Below are 23,294 nucleotides of genomic sequence, written 5' to 3'. Positions count from 1 at the left end.
CACCCCGGCCGCGCGCCTGATGACAGCGTGCGGCAGTCGGACGGCAGCATAGCGGCAGTGGCCCGGCAGCGGAGTCGTGCCAGTATCGGCCCTGGCAACGGCCCCGTACGAGAAAGAGATCATCTGATGACGCAGCGAACCGGCACCGCGGCCCTGGCCCGGCGGGCCGTCACCGGCGCGACCGCCATGCTGGCCGCCACGGCTCTGCTGGCCGGGTGCACCGGCAAGGACGGGGGTTCGGCGGCGCCGTCCCCGTCGCCCGACCCCAAGGCCGACCTGCTGGCCGCCGTGCCCGACGAGAAGGACCCGGCGTTCCTCTTCAGCGGCACCGACGCGGACGGCACGGTCACCGGCTCCGTCGACCCGGCCAGCAAGGGCATCGAACTGAATGTCACCGAGAAGGACGCCGAGGCCGGCTTCACGATGAAGATGTCCTTCCGCTTCGTCGACCAGCAGTCCTGGGTGAAGGTGGACTTCGGTGGGTCGGAGGAGCTGCACACCCTGCTCAAGCTCCCGAAGAACTGGATGGAGCTGGACAAGGCGAAGCTCACCGACTCGGAGGCCGTGCCCGGCTACGAGGGCGCGGACCCGGGCAACGCCCGCCCGATCCTCGCCACCGCCACCACCGTCGAGAAGCAGGCCGACGGGACGTACACCGGGACGGTCGACCTGTCCGGCCAGGAGGCGGCCGACGCCATGGACAGCGTCGACGTCGCCGCGCTCGGGGACGCCGCGAAGGCCGTGCCGTTCACCGCGGTGGTGGGGCCGGACGGCAACCTGAATTCGCTCACCCTCGACATTCCGGCCGCCGGCAAGCAGAAGGCGCTGAAGTTCGTCGTGAAGTACTACGACTTCGGCAAGGCGCCGGCGATCACCGCGCCCGAGGGCGCGAAGGCGGCGCCGGCGTCGGCCTACGAGATGTTCAACAGCTGACCCACGGCGCACCGGGCCGCGGCCACACGGGGGGCCGCGGGCGTACGGGGCCGCGGCCGAACGGGGCCGCGGCCCTCGTCCGTCCCGCCTCAGCGGCCGAGGACGGACCCGCCGTTGACGCCGAGGACCTGACCGGTGACGTAGCCGGCGGCGGGGCCGGCCAGGTAGCGGACCGCCTCGGCGATGTCGTCGGGCGTGCCCGCCCGGCCGACCAGGGTGGCCGCCACCCGCTTGGCGTGCCCCTCCGGGGTCATCCGGTCGCCGAAGAACTCGGTGTCGGCGACGTAACCGGGGCTGACCACGTTGACCGTGATCTGGTCCGGCCCGAGTTGCGCCGCCAGGTCGTACGCCCAGCCGTGCAGCGCCGCCTTCGCCGCCGAGTACGGCCCGCCGCCGCCCCGCTGTGCGGCGATCGAGCTGACCAGGACCACCCGCCCGCCCGGGCGGCGCAGGGCCGGCCGCAGCGCCTCGGTGAGCAGGACCGCGGTGAGCACGTTGGCGTCGAGGTTCGCCCGCCAGTGCGCGGCGGTCCCGGCCAGGCCGCCGGTGTCGCCGCCGAGGTATCCCCCGGCGTTGTTGACGACCGCGTCCACCGCCCGGTCGGCGACCGCCTCGACCACCCCGGACACCTGCGCCGGGTCGGTCAGGTCGGCGACCACGGGCCGGACGGCACGGGGACGACCGATGTCCCAGGAGATCCGCTCGGCGGTGTCCGTCAGCACGTCCTTCCGCCGCCCGACGACAACCACGTCAAACCCGTCGGTGGCCAGGACCCGGGCAACGGCGGCCCCGATCCCGGTCCCGCCACCGCTGACGACCGCAAGCCGCTCACCCATACGTCACCCTCCCCACCCGCCGAAACCCGCCGATCATGAAGTTATCGCCCAGACACACGGCGTGGCGCAACAATAACTTCATGATCGACGGGTGGTCCCGGTGCGCTGTTCGGGTCAGCGGCGCCGGGAGGGCATCCGGAGGGAGGTGCGCAGGAGGGCCAGGCGGGGGGCGAGGCTGGCCAGGCCGCCGGGGAAGAAGTACACGGCCAGGATGAACACCGTGCCCAGCACGAACAGCGGCTGGGACAGGGGCCGGCTGAGGAACGCCGGGAGGGCGTCCACCGCCTCGCTGGTGCCGAAGGCGACCAGCCGGTGGTCCAGGTACATGTAGAGGATGCCGCCGAGCACCGGCCCCCACCGGGTGCCCGGCCCGCCGAGCACCACCATGACCAGCAGCGACAGGGTCAGCTCGCTGGACGTGATGTGCGGGGAGGCGCCGCCGACGATCAGGCAGTAGACCACGCCGCCGGCCGCCGCGAGCCCGCCGGCCAGCGTGAACGCCACCAGCTTGAACCGGTACGGGTCGAGCCCGAGCACACCGACCCGCCGCTCGTCGTCACGCAGCCCGGCGAGCACCCGCCCGGTCGGCGAGCCGCTCACCCGGTGCACCACGAACACCACGACGGCCAGGTACGCCAGCGCCAGCCAGTACAGGTTGGCCGTGTTCGTCACCCCGACCAGCGCCTCCGGCACCCCGGAGACGTCCAGCGGCAGGCCCTCCTCGCCGCCGGTCAGCCCGCCGAAGTCGCGGGCCACCAGGATCGCGCCGACCTGGGCGAAGGCCAGCGTGACCATGGCGAACGCGATGCCGACGGTCCGCAGCGCCACCGCGCCGATCAGCGCGGCGAGGATCGTGCCGCCGGCGATCGTGAACAGCGCGGCCTGCCACAGCGGCAGCCCGGCCTTGGTGACCAGGATGTCGGTGCCGTAGACACCGGCGGCGAAGTAGAGGGCGTGCCCGAAGGAGAGCATCCCGGTCCGCCCGAACAGCAGGTCGTAGCCGGCGGCGAGCCCGCCGAAGACCAGGCAGAGGGCGAGCAGTTGCAGGGTGCCCGGCTCGTTCAGCGCGCCCTCGAAGATCCCGGGCAGGTGCAGCGTCGAGTACGGCAGGGTCAGCGCCACGGCCAGCGCGACCAGCGGCAGGAACGGGCGTACCCGACTCCAGCGGCCGCCGGTGGGTGTCAGCTCGGACGGCACCGCCGCCGGGGGCGCCGGAACCTCCGGACTCTTGACCTCGGTCATGCCGTTGCCACCTTTCCGGCGATGCCCTGCGGGCGCAGCAGCAGCACCACGGCGAGCAGCCCGACCACGCAGATGTCGCCCAGCCCGGAGGTGCCGTAGTAGTTGACGAACTGTTGCAGCAGCCCCACCGCGACGGCCGCGTACGCGGACCCGACGACCGAGCCCATGCCGCCGATCACCACCACGATGAACGCGAAGATCAGCAGCGAGCCGCCCTGCCCGGGTGAGACGGTGCCGAAGTAGACGCTGCCGAGCGCACCGGCCAGCGCGGCGGCCGCCCCGCCGATCGCGAAGACCAGCGTGAACGCCTTCCGTACGTCGATGCCGAGCGCGGTGACCATTTCCCGGTTCTCCACGCCGGCCCGGATCACCAGGCCGTAGCGGGTCCAGCGGAGGAAGGCCAGGATCGCGCCGAGGACCAGCACCGCCGCGATGATCAGCAGGAGGCCGCCGTTGGGGACGTTGGCCCCGAGCACGTTGGTGACCTGCCGGGTCCACTCGGGGCGCGGGAAGGTGCGCGGGTCGGCACCCCACGTCGCCTGGAGCAGTGCCACCCCGGCCAGCGAGAGGCCGACGGTGACCAGGACCTGCTCGATGGTGCGGGAGTACAGCGGCCGGATCAGCACCAGCTCGACCAGGACCGCGACCAGGGTGCCGGCGGCCACGCCGAAGGCGACCGCGACGACGAAGCCGAACCCGTCCCCGCCGGCGCCGGGCAGGTTGCCGGCCGCCCACCAGGTCGCGTACGCGCCGACGCCGAGGAACAGCCCGTGCGCGAAGTTGAGCACGTCGGCCAGGCCGAAGACCAGGGACAGGCCGGAGGCGACCAGGAAGTAGAGCGCCGCCAGGCCGAGCCCGGTCAGCGTCAACAGGATGATCGTGTCCACTAGTGATGCACCTCCGCGGAGCCGACCCCGAGCAGGGACTTCGTCAGGCCGGTCTCCATCAGCAGTTCCTGGGCGTCGCCGGTCCAGGCCACCTTGCCGGCGGCGAGCACCACCGCGTCCCGGGCGAGCCGGCGCACCACGGCCAGGTTCTGCTCGACCAGCAGCACCGGCACCGACTCGGCGACCCGTTCCAGCACCTCGGCCACCTCGGTCACGACCTTCGGCGCGAGGCCCTTGGTCGGTTCGTCGATCAGCAGCAGCCCGTTGTCGTTGAGCAGCACACGGCCGATCGCCAGCATCTGCTGCTGCCCGCCGGAGAGCGAGCCGGCCCGCTGCCGGCCGCGCCGGTCCAGCTCGGGGAAGAGCGCGTACACCCGGTCGTACGCCGGGGTGGTGCCCCGCCGCTCGGCGAGCCGCAGGTTCTCGGCGACCGTGAGTCCGGCGAAGACGCAGCGGTCCTCCGGCACGTAGCCGAGCCCACCGCGGACCAGCCGGTGGGTGGGCCGGGCCAGCAGGCTCTGCGCGCCCATCCGGATGGTGCCGCGCACCTCGCCCGCCCGCGGGGTGAGCCCGACGACGGCGCGGAGCGTGGTGGTCTTGCCGACGCCGTTCCGCCCGAGCAGCACCGTGACGCCGGTCGGGGCGACCGTGAAGGACACCCCTTGGAGGATGTGCAGCCCGGAGATCCGGACCGACAGGTTCTCCACGCTGAGGATCGGCTCGGTCACAGCGACTCCCCCAGGTAGGCCTCTTGCACCGTCGGGTTGGCCATGACCGTCTCCGGGGTGTCGCAGGCCAGCAGCGCGCCGTGGTGCATCACGGCGATCCGGTCGGCCAGTTCCAGGATCACGTCCATGTGGTGCTCGACCATCAGCACCGAGCGGCCGCTGTCGCCGGTCAGCGACCGGATCACCTGCACCAGCTCGGGCACGTCCTCGGCGCTGACCCCGGCCATCGGCTCGTCGAGCAGCATCACCCGGGGTTCACCGGCGAGCAGCAGGGCGATCTCCAGCTTGCGCTTCTCGCCGTGGGCGAGGGTGCCGGCGAGCGCCGTACCCCGGTGGGCGAGGCCCACCCGGTCGAGCGCCGCGTCGGCGGCGGCGGCGACCTCCCGGTCGGCCGCCGCCCGCCGCCACAGCTTCATCGAGCCCCCGCGGTACGCCTGCACGGCGAGCCGGACGTTCTCCCGCACGCTGAGCGAACCGAAGACCGAGGACGCCTGGAAGGTACGGCCGAGCCCGAGGCGGGCCCGCTTGTACGGCGGGAGGGTGCTGATGTCCTGCCCGTCGAGGGTGACCCGACCTTCCGTGGCCCGGCGCAGGCCGGTGATCAGGTTGAACAGTGAGGTCTTGCCGGCGCCGTTGGGCCCGATGACGCCGAGGAACTCCCCGGGCGCCAGGTCGAGGTAGACGCCGTCGACGATGGCGACCTCACCGATCCGCCAGGTCAGACCGCGGGTGGCGAGCATTCCGGTCAGCCCTTCATCGCCACGACCGGCGGCGCGGTCTCGTCACCGGTGAGGCTCTTCTGCGCGGTGGCGGTGAACGCCTGGCCGCTGCCGGAGAGCTTCGCCTGGAACATCGGCTGGAGCAGGGCGTGGTCCTCCTTGCGGATGGTCAGCTGCCCCTTGACGCCCTCGAAGCTCCACCCCTCCAGGGCGGTGACCATCTTCTCGACGTCGTCGCCGCCCTCTTCGATGGCGCGGACGACCATCTGCGCGGCGTGGAACCCGTCCGGGTGGAACAGGTCCAGGGTGCCGCCGGGGATCTTCGCCTTGGCGGCCTTGGTGGCCTCGTTGTCGGTGGCCCCGTCGAAGTAGTGCGACAGGAAGGAGATCTTGCTGCCGGCGGCACCGAAGGTGGGCCACGAGGCGCGGATGTCCAGACCGGTGACGACCGTGGTGGAGGTCAGCACGCCCTGCTGGTCGAGGGTCTGCCACATCGCCGGGGCGGTGGTGCCGGCCCAGGCGACGAAGAGCAGGTCCGGCTTGGCGGCCTTGATCTGGCTGGCGAACGGCGTGAACTCGGTCGCGCTGGCGGGGGCCCGTACGCTGCTGACGGTGGCGCCGGCGCCGCCGATGACCGCCTTGACGGCCGCCTCGTTGGCGTCGCCGAACGCGCCGTCCTGCGCGAAGACGACCACCTTCTTGCCCGCCGGGTCGCCGATGAACGACTTCGCGGTCACCACGTCCTGGTACGACTGCCGGCCCGAGCGGAACGTGTACTTGTTCGCGCCGGTCACGCCGTCGGTGGCGGCGGGCCCGGAGATGAACAGCACCTTGTTCTGGGCGGCGATCGGGGCGACCTGGAGGGCCACGCCGGACGCGGTCGACCCGGCGATGATCTTGTGTCCCTTGCCGATCAGGTCCTTGGCGGCGTTGACGGCCTTCGCCGGGTCACCGGCGTCGTCGACCTCGGTCAGCTCGACGGCCCGGTCACCGACCTTGTTGGTGCCCTTGGTGGCGAAGTCGAGACCGGCCTTGAACCCCTCGATGTACTGCTTTCCGTAGCTGGCCAGCGCTCCCGACTGGGAGTACACCAGGCCAACCTTCACCGGCGCGGCGCTGTCGCCGCCACCGGAGGCGGTTTCCTGCGGGCTACCACAGGCCGTGGCGGCGAGCGCCGCCGCCATCATCGTGGCGGCGGAGAGGAACACCCGCCGCGTCGTCCGGACCGTCATTGCGACTCCACGTGAGGACTCGGAGGAAGGGGAACTTGTTTGTCGGCTCACGCTAGAAGTGACGTCACCCACGGGCTATGTGGCGGAAACACACAAGTAACAGGGGATGGATGGCCCCCGGTGACAGCGCCGCCCGACCGGCAGTGACGGCCCGCCGGGGCGATGGCCGCCACCGCCACGGTGTCGGTCGGCCCTGTGTCGCCCCCCGCCACCAAGCTTCGCGTTCCGGCCTCGCGTTCCGGCTTCGCGTCCCTGGTCCTGGCGCGCCGGAGCATTCGCGGGTGGTGCGCTGTCGAGCTGCCCCACCGGTGCGACCCACCGGCAGCTGTGGAGCTGACGTCGTCGGTGGATCAGCCAGGATCGTGCCGCTTCCCGGCCATGCGTGGCGCCGGGCACGTCATCCGCCGCAGGCTGCCGCCCGGTCACCGAAGCGTCGCCGCTCGCCCCCGCCAGCCGGCCGGGCGGGCAGCGGGTCACTGCCGTGGCGGGGCGCAGGGGCCGTCGTGGTCGGCCGGGCGCGCGCAGCGGCCGGCGCCGTCGAGCCGGGCGTCGCAGAAGACCCGATGGCGTACGAACTGCGCGTCCTCCTCCGACACCGTCGTCTCGGCCGGGTCGATGTCGGGCAGGAAGCCGAGCGAGCGGGTGATCGTGCGGGCGAAGCGCTTCGCGGCGGCCAGGTCGGTGGCGAGCACCGGCAGGTGCACCACGAAGCGGTCCCGGCTCACCGCCGTGCCCCCGGCGCGAACCGGGCCTGCCAGCTCCGCAGCGCCCGCTTGATCCGGACGTTCTCCTCGGTGACCGTCACGAGGTCGCGCCGGGTGGCGGCCAGTTCGCCAGCCACCCGGTGCAGGAACGCGTGCACCTCGGCCGGGTCGAGCCCTCGCCGTACCGACCGGAACCGCCGGTCCCGCACCTGCCCGGCGGTCAACGGCCGGCACGACTCCGACCGGTACCACCCGCCGTTCGGGGATCGCCCCGGCCGCTGGCGTCTGTTCCGGCGGAACAGGTTGAGCACGGTGCGCAATCCGGACCTCCTCGATGGACGTGACCTGGAGGGCGGCCCGGCCCGCCGATAGGGGACGCGGACCGGACCGCCGGCCCCGCGACCGCAGCCCTGATCGGCGGTACGACCCCGGAGCCCACTTTCGGGCCCGACCCCGAGGTTTGCCGAACCAACCGGAGCCGGACACCGAAAACCTACACCAGTAACTTGCGCTGGTCGAGCCCTGAGTCACCGCCGCGTCGACAACCTGTTGCAGTTACTTGTGTAGGTAGGGCAGGATCGAAGTCGCCGAACCAACCGGAGTCTTCGTCATGCCCACAGCGCCTGCGCCCTACAAAGTGATCGCCAACGACTTCACTGCGAAGATCAAGAGCGGCGAGCTGAAACCTGGCGACAAACTGCCATCGACCCGGCAGATCGCCGACCAATACGGCGTCAGCATGAACACGGCCTACCGGGCCATGTCGCTCCTGCACGATCGGGAACTGATCACCGGCCAACCGGGCCGGGGCACCTACGTCGCCGAGCAGCCCGGGCGGTGACCCGTCCCGCCGGGTGGCCGAGGGAAGCTCGGCTGATCGCCGCCATGCCGGCGGCATCGCGGTATCCGCTCGCCCCGGACACCCCCATGCCGCCGGCACTGAGTTGATCAAATAGAAAACTGGGCTGATCCATCCAGGTCATCAGGTCCACAGGACGGCGATCGCCCACCCCACCCCACCCCCAGGCGCCGACCGCCCCAGGCTCGTCGCCGGGTCGTTCGTGCGGCACCGCCAGAGAGGGCCCGCGCCCGGCACGCCACCGGGGTGTCAGGCGCGCCACGGGCGCGAAGTCGAGGCGGGCGTGCCGTGGACAGACGGTGTCGGCCCGCCACCCGGAACCGGGGTGGCGGGCCGACAGGGCGGGAAGCGGGGTCAGCGGCGGGGCAGGCCGGCGCGGGCGGCGACCGCCGTGTCCGGGTGGTCGGTGAAGACCCCGTCCAGGCCCAGGCCGTAGAAGAGTTCGTACTCGGCCTGGATGTCACCGCGCGCGTTCGGGTCGGCGCCGATCCGGAGGTCGGCCGGGAGGAACTGGTTCTCCGCCCGGAACGTCCAGGCGTGCACGATCAGCTTCTCCCGGTGCGCGTCCCGGACGAGCGTGGTCGGGGCGAGCAGCTTGCCGGTGGCGTCGCGGGGAACGATCAGGTCCTTGTTGACGCCGACGCCGTCGGCGTACCCGGCGATCCACTCCAGCCCGGCCGGCGTGGCGAGGTCCCGGTAGGTGCGGGTGTCGCCGGCGACGGTGAAGTCGTACGGGCGGCCGCTGGCGTTCAGCAGCTGGGCCAGCTTGACGTCGATGACCTTGTTGAGCTGGCGCAGGTTGGCGGTCTCGAAGGACTGGATGATGACCGGCGAGTTCCGGTGGGTCAGCTTGTTGCGCCGCAGCACCTCGACCAGCGGCTTCTCCAGCGGCAGCCCGATCGAGGCGAAGTACGTCGGGTGCTTGGTCTCGGGGTAGATGCCGATGGTCCGGCCCCGGGCCCGGCCCTCGGCGCGGGCCAGGTCGACGACCTCCTGGAGCGTGGGCACCTCGAACTGCCCGTCGAAGGCGGTGTTCTGCGTCCGGACCTGCGGCAGCCGCTCCTTGGCGCGCAGGGTCTTCAGCTCGGCGAGGGTGAAGTCCTCGGTGAACCAGCCGGTCACCGCCACGCCGTCGATGGTCCTGGTGGTCCTGCGGGCGGCGAACTCCGGCCGGGCCGCCACGTCGGTCGTACCGCCGATCTCGTTCTCGTGCCGCGCGACCAGCACGCCGTCGCGGGTGGCGACCAGGTCCGGCTCGATGTAGTCGGCGCCCTGCCGGATCGCCAGCCGGTACGCCTCCAGGGTGTGCTCGGGCCGGTAGCCGCTCGCGCCGCGATGGCCGATCACGATCGGGCGGTCGTCGGCGCGGGACCGGTCGGCGGCCGGTGCCGGGTCGGCGGAGGCGGTCACGGCCGGGACGGCCACCGTGGCCGCGAGCAGGGCACCGGCCAGGCCGAGGGCGGAAAGGGTGCGTCGTCGCAACGCCGTCTCCTGTCGTTCGTCAGGGGCAACCGCCTCAGCAGAACCGTCGACGTTGACGGCTGGGTGGTCGGTTCCTGGCCGGCGGATGAACCCTCCGGGATGCCGTTTCCGCCACCACCACCTGGAGGGAAAAGTGAAGATTGTCGGGTGCGCTGGCTGCTGCGTCGCCCCGTCCGCCTGGTGCCGATCGGGTTCGGCCTGGCGATCCTGGTCGGCACGCTGCTGCTCATGCTGCCGTGGGCGACCGGCCAGCAGCGGTACACCCCCTTCATGATCGCGCTGTTCACCGCGACGTCGGCGATCTCGGTGACCGGCCTGACGGTGGTGGACACCCCGAACTACTGGACCGAGTTCGGCCTGGCGATGATCACCGTGCTCACGCAGATCGGCGGGCTCGGCATCCTCACCGGCGCGACGCTGGTCATCCTCGCGGTGGCCCGCCGGCTCGGGCTGCGAAACCGGCTGCTCGTGCAGGCCGAGACCGCCGAGTTCGGAATCGGCGACATCCGGCGCCTGCTGCTGCGCATCGCCGCCACCTCACTGGGCTGCCAACTGATCATCATGGCGATCCTGACGCTGCGACTGTCGGGCCGCTACGACTACGAGCTCGGCAGGGCGCTCTGGATCGGCGTCTTCCACGCCGTCCAGTCCTTCAACAACGGCGGCTTCGCCCTCTACACCGACAACCTCATCGGCTTCTCCCAGGACCCGTGGATCACTCTGCCGCTCGCCTTCGGAAGTATCGTCGGCGGGCTCGGCTTCCCGGCCCTCTTCGAGGCCGTCCGCGAGTGGCGGCACCCGGCGGGCTGGGCGGTGGCCACCAAGCTCACCGTCTGGGGCAGCCTCGTGCTGCTGGTGCTCGGCTCCGGCGCCCTGCTCCTGTTCGACTGGTCCAACCCGTACACGTTGGGCATCCACTCCTGGCCGCAGAAGACGCTGATCGCGTTCACCCAGAACGCCTTCATCCGCACCGGCGGGTTCAACGTCGTCGACATCGACGCGCTCGGCGAGGAGAGCATTCCGTTGATCATCGCGTTGATGTTCATCGGTGGTGGCAGTGCGAGCACGGCCGGCGGCATCAAGGTCAGCACGTTCTTTCTGCTCGCCTTCGTCATCTGGGCCGAGCTACGCGGCGAGCCGGACGTCACGGTCGGGCACCGGCGGGTCGCCACCGCCAGCCAGCGCCAGGCCATCACGGTGGCGCTGCTCGGGGTGGCGCTGGTGGTCGCCGGCACCGTGGCCCTGATCCTGCTCACCGAGGGAGTGCCGTACCACGCCGCGCTGTTCGAGACGACCTCGGCGTTCACCACCACCGGCCTGTCCCTCGGCATCGCCGCGGAACTGCCCCACGGCGGGCAGCTCGTCCTGATCGTCCTCATGTACATCGGCCGGGTCGGGCCGCTGACCCTCGGGTCGGCGATCGCGTTGAACACCCGGCGCAGGCTGTACCGCTACCCGGAGGAGCAACCCATTGTCGGCTAACACTTCCGAACCCAGTGGCATCGTGGTGATCGGACTGGGCCGGTTCGGGTCGCACCTGGCCGGCTCCCTGATCCAGCAGAAACACCAGGTCCTGGCGATCGACCGGGACGCCGCCCCGGTGCAGCGCTGGTCGGCCCAGCTCGACCGGGTGGTGCAGGCCGACGCGACGGACGAGAGCGTCCTCCGGCAGCTCGGCGTGGAGGACGTCGAGCGGGCCGTGGTGGCGATCGGCGACTCGGTCGAGGCGAGCGTGCTCACCGTGCTCGCGCTGGTCGAGCTGGGCGTGCCGCAGGTGTGGGCCCGCGCGACGTCGAGCAAGCACGCCAAGATCCTGTCGTCGGTCGGCGCCCACCACGTGATTTTTCCCGAGCGGGAGACCGGTGAGCGGGTGGCGCACCTGATCGTCAGCAAGATGCTCGACTTCATCGAGTTCGGCGACGACTTCGCGATCGCCAAGGTGCTCGCCCCACCGAGCATGACCGGGCGTCCCCTCGCCGAGTTGCGGCCGGCGGACCAATACAACGTCCGGGTCGTCGGGGTCAAGCTCCCGGACGAGCGGTTCCGGTACGCCACCGACGCCACCGTGCCGGCACCCGGAAGCATGCTGATCGTGGAGGGGAGCATCGACGCGGTACAGCGGTTCGCGGCGCTCAGCTGAGCGCCGCGCGCTCAGTCGTCGTCGCCCTCATCGTCGTCGTCATCGTCGTCATCGTCGTCGTCCCGCTCCACGACGTTCATCCCGCCACCCTTGCCAGCGCCGCCGCGCTTGGCCTTGGTCGCGGACGAGCCGGAATCCCGGGACGTCGCCGCCTTCTTCGTCGCCGCCTTCTTCGCCGGCGCTTTCTTCGCCGGCGCCTTCTTCACCGGCGCCTTCGTGGCGGGGGCTGTGCTGGGGACCGTTCCCGCCACCCCGGAGACCTGGACGCCGCACAGTTCGTCGGCGATGCGGAACTCCACCGGCAGCGGATTCACCCCGGTGTAGCGACCGGTGAGCGTGAACTTCTCGGTCCCGCCGGGGGCCAGCGCGGCCCGCTCGGGCGCGGGCCGCACGTGGACGTTCCGACCCTCCTGGCGGACCGGCACCGGCGACGCCTTGGTCACCGTCTGCTGGGCGGGGAAGGCGAAGGCGAGCCGCCAGTCGCGCAGTTCCCGGCCACCGGTGTTGGTGAGCGACACCTCCGCCGCGAAGTCCTTACCCGAATCGGTACGCAGCGCGTACGTCACCCGGCAGGAGATTTCCTCATCCGCGCCCATCCGCACCTCGGTCGGCTGGTCGACGCCGCCGCTCGCCGAACTGCCGGAGGTCACCCCCCACATCGTGGCCGTCACCGCGACCAGCCCCGCGGCGGCCACCCCGGCCTCCACCCGCCGCCGCCGGGCCAGCGCCCGCCGGTTGCGCTTGCGGGAGAAGGGCAGCGCGTCGGTCGACGCCGACCAGGGCAGGATCGTGGTGCCGAGGTTCGCCACGGTGGTCGCGTCGACGAGGCCACCGGGAGCCGGGGAGACCGGCACGGCGGCGACCATGCCGGCGGCCGCCGCGAGCGTACGCGCGACCTCGGCGGTGACCGGCCGGTCCTCGGGGCGCTTCGCCAGGCAGCGGCGCACCAGGTCGGCGACCTCGTCGGGGAGCCCCGGCACCGGCGGCATCGGCTCGGGGTCGTTGTACATGTGCGCGCGCAGCATCTGCGTGGTGGTGCTCGCCTCCCAGGGGAGCCGGCCGGTGAGCATGCGGTAGAGCAGCAGCCCCACCGCGTACACGTCGGTGGCCGGTGACACGTCACCGTTGTCGAGCCGCTCCGGGGCCAGGTACGCGGGGGTGCCGAGCAGCGCCCCGTCCGGGCCCTTCTCCTTCTCCCCCACCAGCGCCGAGATGCCGAAGTCGACGACCTTGACGCCGGTCGCCGTCAGCATGATGTTGCCGGGCGTGACGTCCCGGTGCACCACCCCGCGCGCGTGGGCGGTGGCCAGTGCGGACGCCACCTCCGCACCGACCGTCACCGCCTCCCGCCAGGGCAGCCGTCCCCGCCGCAGCCGCCCGGTCAGGGACTCGCCGTCGATCAGTTCCATGACCACGTACGGCACGGTCAGCCCGACCTGCTCGGACTCGCCGTAGTCGTACACGTTGGTGATGTTGGGGTGGCACAGCCGGGCGGCGGCCTGGGCCTCGACCCGGATCCGGTGCCGGAAGGCCCGGTCGCTGGCGAGCCGGGAGGCGAGCACCTTGACCGCCACCTGGCGGCCGAGCACCTCGTCGTAGCCCCGCCAGACCACCGACATGCCGCCGGCACCGAGCTGCTCGATCAGCCGGTACCGCTCACCGAGCAGTTGCGCGCCGTCGCGGACCCCTCCCATGGGGATCGTTGTTGCCCCGGACCGGCCGGGCTACACCTCCGAACCGGATTCGGTTCGCGAAGTCACCCGATCAGGCGGTGGCGAGCAGTTGGTCCACCGGGGCGTAGTCGTCGGTCAGCACCAGCGCGTCGCCGACGAAATCGCCCAGCGCCTCGTCGTCGAGCACGGTCACCGACGGGTCGACCCGGTCGAGCCGGGTGCGGACCGCCTCCAGCGGCAGCGGGGCGTCCGAGGCGACGATGAGGAAGTTCGAGCCCTTGTCGCCGGCGAGCGCGGCGGGCGGGGCGATCAGGGCGACGTGCCGGAACTCGGCGGCCACGGTGGCGACCTCGCTGCGGATGAACCGCATCGGCGGGTAGTCGATGACGTTCTGCACGTACACCCCGCCGGGGCGGGTCACCCGGCGGATCTCGGCGGCCATCTCGCGGGTGGCGAGGTGCCAGGGCACCACCAGGTGCCCGAACGCGTCCCCCACCACCAGGTCACGACTGCCCGCGGGCTCGTCGGCCACCAGCATCCGGGCGTCGCCCACCACCGCGCGCAGGTCCGGTCCCTGGCGTACGCCGAGCTTCTCCTCGCCCAGCGTGACCAGCCCGCCGTCGATCTCGAACACGACGTTGCCGGTGCCCGGGCGGGTGGCGGTCAGGTACCGCGGCACGGTGAACCCGCCCCCACCGAGGTGCAGCGCGTCGAGCCGCCGCCCGGCCGGTGCCGCCACGTCCGCCACCGCGCCGATCCACTTCGTGTACGCGTACTCCAGGTGGGTCGGGTCGGCCAGGTCCACGTACGAGTGCTCCGCCGAGTTGAGCAGCAGCGTGCGCCCGCCCTCCCGGCGGGGGTCGGCCTCGACCCGGGCGCAGTGGTACGCGGTCTCGATGTCGCACGGGTTCGGCGCGACGGCGGTCAGGCCGGCGCCGACCAGGCCGAGCACCGCGAGGCTCGCCGACACCCGGGCCGGGCCGGTCAGCTGCGCGCCGGCGCTCCGGCGCAGCCACCCGCCGAGGGCCAGCCCGGTGACCCCGAGGGACACCGCCAGGCCGAGCAGGATCACCGTGCTGGGCAGGGCCGCCACCAGCACGAAGCCGGTGACCAGGGTGGCCGTGACGGCGCCCAGCGTGCCGATCGAGGAGAGCCGGCCGACGACCTGGCCGGTGCGGCGCAGGTCGGCGAGCTGGAGCTTGACCACCATCGGGGTGACCGCCGACAGCAGCATCGCCGGAATGAACACGGCGAGCGCGACGAGCAGGAGGATCGCGCTGGCGGCGCCACCGCGCAGCACCTCACCGGCGTAGCGGACCGCGGGCAGGGTCACCGCGGTGGCGATGCCGGCCAGCACCAGGGCCGGCGCCAGCAGGGTACGCGGGTCCCGCCGGTCGGCCAGCCACCCGCCGGCCCACGCCCCGTACGCGATGGCGGCCAGCGCGATGCCGATGACCGAACTGGTCACCTGGAGCGTCACCCCGACGTACGGGCCGACCAGGCGCAGCGCGGCGGTCTCCAGCACCAGGACCGCGCCGCTGGAGAAGAAGACCAGGAACGCGGCGAGCCCGGTGGGCAGGGCCCGGCCGGTCGCCGGCGCGGGTCGGGCCGGCGGGACCGTGACGTCGGACGATGCAGGGTTCACCCGCGCGATGGTACGCAGCGAACCTGACCGCCCGGGTCAGTACATCGAAACGTGAACATGGTTTGTGTGGTCGGCGGCGGGGCTGCCCCCACCGCTGTACGACCGCCATCCGGTGCTCGGCATCCAGATCTGCCGGTACCAGATCACGTACATCACGCCGAGGCGGCTCGCGTTGTTCTTCAGGTACGCGGCCAGGCGATCACCGTACGTCTTGTCGCCGCCGGTCGCGGAGACGTTCTCGAAGCCGCCCGTGGCGGCGGAGAAGTCACAGGCCCGCCCCTTCGGGTGCTCGCCGTCGCCGCCGCTGCGGTGGCAGGAGGAGTGCCGCGTGAAGCCGGCCGCCTTGGACTGCTGGAGCATGTGCAGCGTGCGCGGGGTGATGCAGCCCGAGGTGGTCGGGTCGTCCACCGAGCAGGACTCCGACGGCCACGAGCCGTCCGAGTTGCGTGGGGCCGGCCTGGCGCTGGCCGACGAACCGCTGAAGCCGGAGCTGCCCCCGGAGCTGACCGACGCGAGTGCCGCCTCGGCCGCCTTCTTGTTCTTGGCCAGCACGGCGACCTGCTTCGTCTGCTCGCGGACCTCGACGTCGATGGCGATCTTGGCGTCCCGCGCCGCCTGCCGGGCCTCAGTCAGCTCCCGCACCTTCCGGCCGTCGCGCTGGGCCATCGTGTCCAGGCTCGCCACCCGCTCCAGGAACGCCTCCGGCGACGAGCTCTCCAGCAGCATCGCCGCCGAGGTGAGCCGGCCCAGCCGGTACGACTGCGCCGCCACCTCCGCCACCTGGGCGGTCAGGTCGACCAGGCGCACCTCGAGCGCCTGGACCTCGGCGGTCAGCGCCTTCTGCCGCCGCTTGGAGTTCTCCAGCTTGGTGGTCGCCTCGATGTGCGCCTTGGCGGTGGCCGCCAGGGCGTCCCGCAGCTTCTTCGTCCCGCCCTCGTTGGGCTCCGCGTACGCGGGCACCGCACCGACGCCGAGGAGCAGCGCCACGGCGGCGAGGAGGGCGATCAGCGGGCCGCGACGCCCGCGGGGCAGGGTCGTACGCACGTCCATCCTTCCGTCGGCCGCCGGCCCCCGGTCGGTGCCACTGCGCGGCGGCGGCCCCGCCGGGCGCCGGTGGCGGCCTGCGGGCGGAGACCGCCGGACACGATACCGGACCGCTCGCCGCTGACCAGGCCCGCGACCCGGCAGACCATCGAACATCGACGCTCCGTCGCGGTTCCGGTCACGCTCCGCCGAGCAGCGCGTCCCGTACCGCGGTCCACACCCGCTCGTTCGCGGCGACGAGCAACCCGTGCCCCTCGTCGGCCGGGTGGTACTCGGTGCCGTCGAACCGCCGGGCGACACCGCCGGCCGCCCGCACCAGGAGGGTGCCGGGGGCGTGATCCCACGGCAGGGTGCGCCAGAAGAGCACGAACTGCTGGTCGCCGGTGAGCACGTCCAGGTACTCCCGGCCGGCGCAGTGCTGGCCGGGGAGCAGCTCGCCCAGCCGCGCGCCGCCGGCCTCCACCCGCGCCCGGGCCGGGGACGGCAGGAAGCGGAACATCGCGGCGCCACGCAGGTCACCGGGCGCGGAGGGCGCGTCGTCCGTCCGCACCGGCCGCCCGCCGAGGTACGTCCCGGCATCGGCCCGAGCCATGGCCAGGGTGTCCGCCAGCGGGTCGAGCACCCACGCGGCGGCCGGCTCCCCGTCGGTCAGCAGCGCCACCATCAGCGCGAAGGGGCGGCGGCCGGCCGCGAAGTTCCCGGTGCCGTCGATCGGGTCCACCAGCCACACGTCACCTGAGCCGCGCAGGTGCCGCAGCAGGCCCGGATCGTCGGCGACCGCCTCCTCGCCGACCACCACCGACCCCGGCCGCAGGCGGCGCAGGCCCGCCGAGATCAGCTCCTCGGCCGCCCGGTCGGCGACGGTGACCAGGTCGCCCGGGGCCTTCTCCGCGACGTCGTCGTCGTCGAGCTTGCGGAACAACGGCAGCACGGCCTGGTCGGCCGCCTCGCGCAGCAGCCCACCGACGTCGTCGAGCAGGGTGTCAGCCACGCGGCGGGAGCTTGACCACGCTGACGAAGAACTCGTCGATCTGACGCACCACCGAGATGAACCGCTCGAAGTCCACCGGCTTGGTCACGTACGCGTTCGCGTGGAGTTGGTAGCTGCGCAGGATGTCCTCGTCGGCCTGCGAGGTGGTGAGGACCACGACCGGGATCCGGCACAGCTGCTCGTCCTTCTTGATCTCTTCGAGCACCTCGCGCCCGTCCCGGCGGGGCAGGTTCAGGTCGAGCAGGATCAGGTCCGGCTGGACCGCGTCCGCGTACGGCCCCTCACGCCGCAGGTACGCCAGGGCCTCGGCACCGTCGGACACCACGGTCAGGCGGTTGCGGAGCTTGTGCTCCTCGAACGCCTCCTGGGTCATCAGCACGTCGCCCGGGTCGTCCTCGACCAGCAGCACCTCGATCGGGCTGTTGCCGTCCGCCGGCACGGTCATCCCACCGTCTCCCTCATGTCACCCGTTCTACCGCTTCCCCGCTCGCCGCCGGGGCCGTCCGCCGTTCCGGCGCCGTCCGCGTCGCCGTCCGTCGGCCCGGCACCGGTCATCGGGTCTCCCGCCGGTCCACCGTCCACGCGACCGCCCGACCCGTCGTCCGTCGGCCCGTCGGTCGTGCCGGCGGTCGTGCCGGCAGTCGCGGCCTCCCCGGTGTCGTCGCCCTCGGCGGCGCGCACGTCCTCGGGCAGCGCGGGCAGCGTGAAACGGATCGCCGTCCCCTCGGCGAGGCTGGTGTCGACCCAGACCCGACCGCCGTGGTACTCGGCGATCTTCTTGACGATGGCCAGCCCGATGCCGGTCCCCGGGTACGCGTCCTTCGCGTGCAGCCGCTGGAAGATGACGAAGATCTTGTCGGCGAACTCCGGCTCGATCCCGATGCCGTTGTCCGCGCAGCTGATCTCCCACTCGTCGCCGACCAGCCGGGCCGACACGTGCACCTTCGGCGGGACGTCCGGGCGCCGGAACTTGATCGAGTTGCTGACGAGGTTGGCCAGCAGGTTCGTCAGCAGCGGCTCCTCGCCCCGGATCACCGGCAGCTCGCCCCAGGTCAGCTCCGCGTCGGTGTACTGGCGGGCGGCCTCGGTCTGCGCCGCCACGTCACCCATCACCTTGTTGAGGTCGACCTCGGTGAAGCCGGTGGTGAGCCGGCCGATCCGGGAGAAGGCGAGCAGGTCGTTGATGAGCCGCTGCATCCGCTGCGCCCCGTCCACGGCGAACGCGATGTACTGGTCGGCGCGCTCGTCGAGTTGACCCGCGTACCGGCGCTGCAGCAGCTGGCAGAAGCTCGCCACCTTGCGCAGCGGCTCCTGCAGGTCGTGGGAGGCGACGTACGCGAACTGCTCCAGGTCACGGTTCGAGCGGGTCAGCTCCTCGGCCTGCTTCTGGAGTTGGCTGTTGACCCATTCGATCCGCTCACGGGCCTCGCGTACCTCGTCGAGGTCCTTCGCGATCTTCTGCCGCATGGCGTCCACGTCGGTCGCGACCATGAGGAACTCCGGGGGGCCGGAGCCGGCGATCCGGTGCCGGTAGTCACCCTCGGCGACCTCCCGGACCTGCCCGGCCAGGTCGGTCAGCGGACGGACCACGATCCGGTCCAGCGAGACCAGCAGCACCCCACCGGCGACGACGACCACCAGCGCGGCCACGATCAGCAGCACGACCACCAGCGTGCTGGTCCGGTAGATGTTCTGTGCGCCCTCCTCGCGCTCGGCCAGGATGCCCTCCTGGAGCGCGGCGAGCGAGGCGCGGATGCCGTCGAAGCGTTGCCGGCTCTCGTCGCCGATCAGCGCCTGACCGGCCGCCGTCCCGCCCTGCGTGGTGGCCTGGATGACCGGTTCGGCGACCGCGCCCCGCCAGGCGGCGGCGCGCGACTCCACCGTGTCCAACTGCCGCGCCAGGTCCGGGTACGTGCCGACCAACGACCGCATCCCCCGGTAGAGGTCCTGCTCGCGGTCCAGGCTCTCGGTGTACGGCGTCAGGTTCGCCCGGTCACCGGTGACCGCGTAGCCGCGGACCGCGGTCTCCTGGTTGACCAGGACCGCGAGCAGTTCCTGGGACTGCGCCCGCAGCGGGCCCCAGCGGTCCAGCACCTCGTGGGTGTACTGGCGGTTCTGGGCGGCCGCCCCGATGACGGCGGCGACCAGGATGCTCAGCAGGACGCCGACCACCGCGAGCAGCGCGACCACGCGGCGGCGGAGCGTCCAGCCCTGGGCCCCGGTCGTCACCGGCCACCGCCGCGGGTGACCAGCAGCATGGCGACGTCGTCGGCCAGTGGGCCGCCGTTGAGCTGCTCAGCCCGGCCGACCAGCCAGGCCGGCAGCTCGGGCAGGGGCACCCCGGCGGTGGCCGGGTCGGCGAGCAGGCCCGCCAGGCCGTCGACGTCCAGGCGCTCGTCGCCCTCGCCCACACGCCCCTCGATCAGACCGTCGGTGTACATCAACAGGGACCAGTCCTCGGTGTCGAACTGCAGGTCGTACGCGACCGGCCGCCGGGGCCGTACGCCCAGCAGCAGCCCGCCGGTCGCCGGGACGGGTGCGACCCGCCCCCCGCGAAGCAGCAGCGGCGGCGGGTGCCCGGCCAGCCGCACGGTGGCCCGGTTGGCGTCCAGGTGCAGCCGGGTGGTGGCGACGGTCGCGAAGATCTCCTGGAGCCGGCGCTCGCTCATCAACACCTGCTCCAGCGCCGGCAGCACCTCGTCGTCCGGCACCCCGGCCAGGATCAGCGCCCGCCAGGCGACCCGCAGCTCGACGCCGAGCGCCGCCTCGTCCACACCGTGCCCGCAGACGTCGCCGACGATCAGGTCGAGGCGGTCGGGGCGGGTCTGCACCACGTCGAAGAAGTCGCCGCCGATCAGGGCGGCGTGCCGGCCCGGCCGGTAGAAGGTGTGCACCGCGACCTGGTCGGTCGTCATCAGCGGCTGCGGCAGCAGGCCGCGCTCCAGGCGGGCCGACTCGGCCTGGCGCAGCTCCACCTCGCGCAGCCGGCGGGCGTTCTCGTCGGCCCGCTTGCGCTCCACCGCGTACCGCAGGGCACGGGTCAGCAGCACCCCGTCGACCTGGCCCTTGACCAGGTAGTCCTGTGCGCCTTCGGCGACCGCGACGATGCCGAGGTGCTCGTCGGACCGGCCGGTGAGGACACACACCGCCGCGCCGCTGGCCATCTCCAGCACCTGGCGCAGCCCGTCGATGCCCTGCGCGTCCGGCAGGCCGAGGTCGAGCAGGACGCAGTCCACACCCATCACCCGCTTGCGGGCGTCGCGCAGGCTGGTCGCCACCAGCAGGTCGATGCCCGAGTTGGTCTCGGCGAGCAGCTCGCCGACCAGGAAGGCGTCGCCCTCGTCGTCCTCGACCAGCAGCACGCGCAGCCGCTCGCCGGGTGGCACGGTGCCGTGGTGCCCGAGAGCGCCGACCGGTTCGGCCCGGCCCACGACGGAAGGGCCGGCCAGGCCGGCCCCCCGGTGCGGCCGGGTCACCGCCGCGAGACGCGGAAGTTCGCTGGTGATGTCGGGGCTCCTTCCGAGTGCCCTGCTGATCCTGTATTAGACAACGGTCCCACACAACACGACGGCCTCGGCTCGACGCCCGATGCCCCCGATCACGGGACGGGCCGGCGCAGAGGGGATGAATCCGGCAAGCCGTCGTCGAGACCGGCCGCACCGGCAGTCCCGCCGGCGCCCGGCGGGGTGCAGGATGGTGCCACCCGCACCCCGAGGAGTCCCCGTGGGCGTACCTCCCCTTCCGACCACGAAGCGCCGGTCCGCCGCCGCCACCGCGCTGGTCCGCTCCGCCGACCGCGCCCTGGCCCGACCCCGCCGGCGCCTCGCCGCCGCCGTGGCCGCGCTGGTCGCGCTCGTCGCGGTCGGCGCCGTCACCCTGCTCGACCTGCGCGCCCCCGAGCCGCGCCCGGCCGACACGGCGCCCGGCGAGTTCAGCGCGGCGCGGGCGTACGAGCACGTGCGGGTCGTCGCGGCCCGCACCCACGTGGCCGGCAGCCCGGCCAACGACCAGGTCCGCGAACACCTGGTCGGGGTGCTGCGCGGCCTCGGCCTGGAGACCGAGGTGCAGGACACGGTCGCCCCCGAGGCCGGCCAGCTCAGCGGCGCGGCCGGGGGCGCGACCCTGGCCCGGGTACGCAACGTGGTGGCCCGCCTTCCCGGCACCGACCCGACCGGGAAGGTCTTCCTCGTCGCGCACTACGACTCCGTCCAGGTGGGGCCGGGCGGCAACGACGACGCCGCCGGCACCTCGACCATCCTGGAGGTGGCCCGGGCGCTCACCGCCGGACCGCGGCCCCGCAACGACGTCATCTTCGTGCTCACCGACGCCGAGGAGGCGTGCCTGTGCGGCGCGGCCGCGTTCGCGTCGGCCCACCCCCTCGCCGCGGACGGCGGGGTCGTGCTGAACCTGGAGGCGCGGGGCTCGACCGGGCCGGTGATCATGTTCGAGACGTCCGAACGGAACGCCGCCCTGGTCGACGCCTTCGGCCGGGCCGCGCCGCACCCCGTGGGCACCTCGTTCGCGGTCGAGATCTACCGCGCCCTGCCGAACGACACCGACTTCACCGCCTTCCTCGACGAGGCCGGCTTCGTCGGGCTGAACTCGGCGTACATCGACGGCGGGGCGATCTACCACACCCCGCTGGACACGCCGGCCGCGATGGACCGGGCCAGCCTCCAGCACCACGGCGACAACACGCTCGGCCTGGCCCGCGAGTTCGGCCGGGTCGACCTGGCGACGCTCGACGCCGGGCACGACGCCACGTACTTCCCCGTCCCCGGTGGGCTGGTCCGCTACCCGGGCTGGCTGGTGCTGCCGCTGGCGCTGCTCGCGCTCGCCGGCGTGGTCGCGCTCGGCTGGCTCGCCCGGCGCCGGGGGCGGGTGACCACCGGCCGGTTGGCCGCCGGCTTCGGCCTGGCGCTCGTGCCGCTGGTGGCCGCCCCGGTCGGCGCGACCCTGCTCTGGGCGGGGATCACCGCGGCACGCCCCGGCTACGCCGAACTGCTCGACCCGTACCGGCCCACCTGGTACCGGCTCGCCGTGCTGGCGCTCGCCGCGGCGCTCCTGTTCACCTGGTACGCCCTCACCCGCCGGCGGATCGGCCCGGCCGCGCTGGCCGTCGGCGCGCTCGGGTGGCTGGCCCTGCTCGGGGTGCTGCTGGCCGTGCTGGTGCCCGGTGGCGCGTACCTGGTGACCCTGCCCGCCCTGGCCGGCGCCCTCGCCGGGCTCGTCGCGCTCGCCACGCGGATCGACGGGCCGTGGCCGGTGGTCGCGGTGACGCTGGCCGGCGCGGTGGCCGTGGTGGTGCTGCTGCCCACCGTCGTGCTGCTCTTCCCCGCGCTCGGCATGGCGATGGGTGGTGTCGCCGCGCTCGTGGCGGTGCTGCTCGGCCTGGCGGCGCTGCCCGTGGTCGACCTGCTGCACCCGCAGGCCGGCGGGCAGCGCGGGACGGTCGCCCTCCAGGCCCGCCGGCTCGGCGCGCTGCCGGCCGCCGCCGCGACGCTCGCGGCCGTGGTGTTCGCCGGCGTCGGGCTCGGCGTCGACCGGTTCGACGCCGCGCACCCCGTGCCGACCCACCTGATGTACGCGCTCGACGCCGGCACCGGCCAGGCCCGTTGGCTCAGCCACGAGGCCGAGCCGCGGCCGTGGACCGACGGGTACGTGGACGGCGACCCCGTCTCCGTGGCCGACGAGTTCCCGGCCTTCGGGCACGAGCGGCTGCTGGCCGGTCCGGCCCAGGCGGCGGGCCTGCCCGCGCCGAGGCTGGACGTCCTCGCCGACACCACCGCCGGTGCGGAACGCACCCTGCGGCTACGGCTCACGCCGCAGCGGCCGGCCCGCCTGGCCGCCCTGCACGTCGACGCCGGCACGGCGACCGTGCTGCGCGCGGAGGTGGCCGGCCGGTCGGTGCCGGTCGAGCCGCGCGAGGGCCGCTGGGGCTTCGGGGTGGTCGTCCACGCTCCGCCGGCCGAGGGCATCGAGGTGACGCTGACGGTGGCACCGAAGGCGGGCCAGGTGGCGTTCCGCGCGATGGACGCCAGCGACGGCCTGGACGCGCTCCCCGGCTTCCGCCCCCGCCCACCGGACGTCGGCGTCGTCGGCTCACACAGCTCGGAGCTGCTCGCGGTGGCCCGCACGTACCCGCTCTGAATCCGGTCACCCGAGGAAACCTGGTAGCC

The 23,294-nt window shown here is 73.1% G+C and carries 21 protein-coding genes; 5 read left to right on the top strand and 16 right to left on the bottom strand.

Features of this window, described 5'->3' with window-relative positions:
- Nucleotides 1–126: 126 nt before the first annotated feature.
- Nucleotides 127–933, top strand: coding sequence for a hypothetical protein (locus tag ACN26Y_RS10780; RefSeq protein ID WP_155330166.1), 807 nt, complete (start codon nucleotides 127–129; stop codon nucleotides 931–933).
- An 89-nt stretch (nucleotides 934–1,022) separates the two neighbouring features.
- Here ACN26Y_RS10780 and ACN26Y_RS10775 read toward each other — a convergent pair whose 3' ends face one another.
- The 8 genes from ACN26Y_RS10775 to ACN26Y_RS10740 all read right to left on the bottom strand — a co-directional run bounded on the left by ACN26Y_RS10775 (nucleotide 1,023) and on the right by ACN26Y_RS10740 (nucleotide 7,592).
- Nucleotides 1,023–1,769, bottom strand: coding sequence for an SDR family NAD(P)-dependent oxidoreductase (locus ACN26Y_RS10775; protein ID WP_422734679.1), 747 nt, complete (start codon nucleotides 1,767–1,769; stop codon nucleotides 1,023–1,025).
- A 114-nt stretch (nucleotides 1,770–1,883) separates the two neighbouring features.
- Entirely contained in the window at nucleotides 1,884–3,011 is a 1,128-nt protein-coding gene (locus ACN26Y_RS10770; protein WP_422734678.1) for a branched-chain amino acid ABC transporter permease, read from the bottom strand.
- Nucleotides 3,008–3,898, bottom strand: coding sequence for a branched-chain amino acid ABC transporter permease (locus tag ACN26Y_RS10765; RefSeq protein WP_155330163.1), 891 nt, complete (start codon nucleotides 3,896–3,898; stop codon nucleotides 3,008–3,010). Before ACN26Y_RS10765 ends, ACN26Y_RS10770 begins: the two co-directional genes overlap by 4 nt.
- Nucleotides 3,898–4,626, bottom strand: coding sequence for an ABC transporter ATP-binding protein (locus tag ACN26Y_RS10760; protein WP_155330162.1), 729 nt, complete (start codon nucleotides 4,624–4,626; stop codon nucleotides 3,898–3,900). Before ACN26Y_RS10760 ends, ACN26Y_RS10765 begins: the two co-directional genes overlap by 1 nt.
- Nucleotides 4,623–5,366: an ABC transporter ATP-binding protein gene (locus ACN26Y_RS10755; RefSeq protein WP_155330161.1), complete on the bottom strand. Its 744-nt coding sequence runs from the start codon at nucleotides 5,364–5,366 to the stop codon at nucleotides 4,623–4,625. The genes ACN26Y_RS10760 and ACN26Y_RS10755 overlap by 4 nt, the downstream gene beginning before the upstream one ends.
- A 5-nt stretch (nucleotides 5,367–5,371) precedes the next feature.
- Nucleotides 5,372–6,577 carry a substrate-binding domain-containing protein gene (locus ACN26Y_RS10750; RefSeq protein ID WP_155330160.1) on the bottom strand — a complete coding sequence of 402 codons (1,206 nt, stop codon included), beginning with the start codon at nucleotides 6,575–6,577 and terminating at the stop codon, nucleotides 5,372–5,374.
- 473 nt (nucleotides 6,578–7,050) lie between these two features.
- Nucleotides 7,051–7,302 (bottom strand): hypothetical protein, encoded by a 252-nt coding sequence (locus ACN26Y_RS10745; RefSeq protein WP_422734677.1) that lies wholly within the window; start codon nucleotides 7,300–7,302, stop codon nucleotides 7,051–7,053.
- Entirely contained in the window at nucleotides 7,299–7,592 is a 294-nt protein-coding gene (locus tag ACN26Y_RS10740) for a DivIVA domain-containing protein (protein WP_422734918.1), read from the bottom strand. The genes ACN26Y_RS10745 and ACN26Y_RS10740 overlap by 4 nt, the downstream gene beginning before the upstream one ends.
- A gap of 326 nt (nucleotides 7,593–7,918) precedes the next feature.
- On the opposite strand from ACN26Y_RS10740, the gene ACN26Y_RS10735 reads away from it, so the two are divergent.
- Nucleotides 7,919–8,122 carry a winged helix-turn-helix domain-containing protein gene (locus ACN26Y_RS10735; protein WP_422734676.1) on the top strand — a complete coding sequence of 68 codons (204 nt, stop codon included), beginning with the start codon at nucleotides 7,919–7,921 and terminating at the stop codon, nucleotides 8,120–8,122.
- Between the two features lie 372 nt (nucleotides 8,123–8,494).
- Here the strand turns inward: ACN26Y_RS10735 and ACN26Y_RS10730 are convergent, their stop codons facing one another.
- Entirely contained in the window at nucleotides 8,495–9,622 is a 1,128-nt protein-coding gene (locus ACN26Y_RS10730) for a glycerophosphodiester phosphodiesterase (RefSeq protein ID WP_230688952.1), read from the bottom strand.
- Nucleotides 9,623–9,769: 147 nt separating this feature from the next.
- Between ACN26Y_RS10730 and ACN26Y_RS10725 the strand changes: the two genes are divergently transcribed.
- Complete coding sequence (locus tag ACN26Y_RS10725; protein WP_155330156.1) at nucleotides 9,770–11,104, top strand: TrkH family potassium uptake protein; 1,335 nt, start codon at nucleotides 9,770–9,772, stop codon at nucleotides 11,102–11,104.
- Between the two features lie 25 nt (nucleotides 11,105–11,129).
- Complete coding sequence (locus ACN26Y_RS10720) at nucleotides 11,130–11,762, top strand: potassium channel family protein (protein WP_366598294.1); 633 nt, start codon at nucleotides 11,130–11,132, stop codon at nucleotides 11,760–11,762.
- Nucleotides 11,763–11,773: 11 nt separating this feature from the next.
- Here the strand turns inward: ACN26Y_RS10720 and ACN26Y_RS10715 are convergent, their stop codons facing one another.
- From ACN26Y_RS10715 to ACN26Y_RS10685, 7 genes are all read right to left on the bottom strand, one after another.
- Nucleotides 11,774–13,456 (bottom strand): serine/threonine-protein kinase, encoded by a 1,683-nt coding sequence (locus ACN26Y_RS10715; RefSeq protein WP_422734675.1) that lies wholly within the window; start codon nucleotides 13,454–13,456, stop codon nucleotides 11,774–11,776.
- Nucleotides 13,457–13,526: 70 nt separating this feature from the next.
- Complete coding sequence (locus ACN26Y_RS10710) at nucleotides 13,527–15,080, bottom strand: fused MFS/spermidine synthase (protein WP_155330153.1); 1,554 nt, start codon at nucleotides 15,078–15,080, stop codon at nucleotides 13,527–13,529.
- A 36-nt stretch (nucleotides 15,081–15,116) separates the two neighbouring features.
- On the bottom strand, nucleotides 15,117–16,124 hold the full coding sequence (locus tag ACN26Y_RS10705; protein WP_155330152.1) for a coiled-coil domain-containing protein: 1,008 nt from the start codon (nucleotides 16,122–16,124) through the stop codon (nucleotides 15,117–15,119).
- 178 nt (nucleotides 16,125–16,302) lie between these two features.
- Nucleotides 16,303–17,115 carry an inositol monophosphatase family protein gene (locus ACN26Y_RS10700; RefSeq protein WP_155330151.1) on the bottom strand — a complete coding sequence of 271 codons (813 nt, stop codon included), beginning with the start codon at nucleotides 17,113–17,115 and terminating at the stop codon, nucleotides 16,303–16,305.
- The gene (locus ACN26Y_RS10695; RefSeq protein ID WP_155330150.1) at nucleotides 17,108–17,560 is read right to left on the bottom strand and encodes a response regulator; all 453 of its coding nucleotides are present in this window, start codon (nucleotides 17,558–17,560) and stop codon (nucleotides 17,108–17,110) included. Before ACN26Y_RS10695 ends, ACN26Y_RS10700 begins: the two co-directional genes overlap by 8 nt.
- On the bottom strand, nucleotides 17,557–19,344 hold the full coding sequence (locus ACN26Y_RS10690; RefSeq protein WP_155330149.1) for a sensor histidine kinase: 1,788 nt from the start codon (nucleotides 19,342–19,344) through the stop codon (nucleotides 17,557–17,559). Before ACN26Y_RS10690 ends, ACN26Y_RS10695 begins: the two co-directional genes overlap by 4 nt.
- On the bottom strand, nucleotides 19,341–20,546 hold the full coding sequence (locus tag ACN26Y_RS10685; protein WP_155330148.1) for a PP2C family protein-serine/threonine phosphatase: 1,206 nt from the start codon (nucleotides 20,544–20,546) through the stop codon (nucleotides 19,341–19,343). The genes ACN26Y_RS10690 and ACN26Y_RS10685 overlap by 4 nt, the downstream gene beginning before the upstream one ends.
- 292 nt (nucleotides 20,547–20,838) lie before the next feature.
- On the opposite strand from ACN26Y_RS10685, the gene ACN26Y_RS10680 reads away from it, so the two are divergent.
- Nucleotides 20,839–23,265 (top strand): M28 family peptidase, encoded by a 2,427-nt coding sequence (locus ACN26Y_RS10680; RefSeq protein ID WP_422734674.1) that lies wholly within the window; start codon nucleotides 20,839–20,841, stop codon nucleotides 23,263–23,265.
- The last annotated feature ends 29 nt before the right edge of the window (nucleotides 23,266–23,294 follow it).

This window comes from Micromonospora sp. WMMD558 (genome assembly GCF_049315255.1).
Lineage (GTDB): Bacteria > Actinomycetota > Actinomycetes > Mycobacteriales > Micromonosporaceae > Micromonospora.
This window is presented reverse-complemented; position numbering and strand designations above follow the sequence as displayed.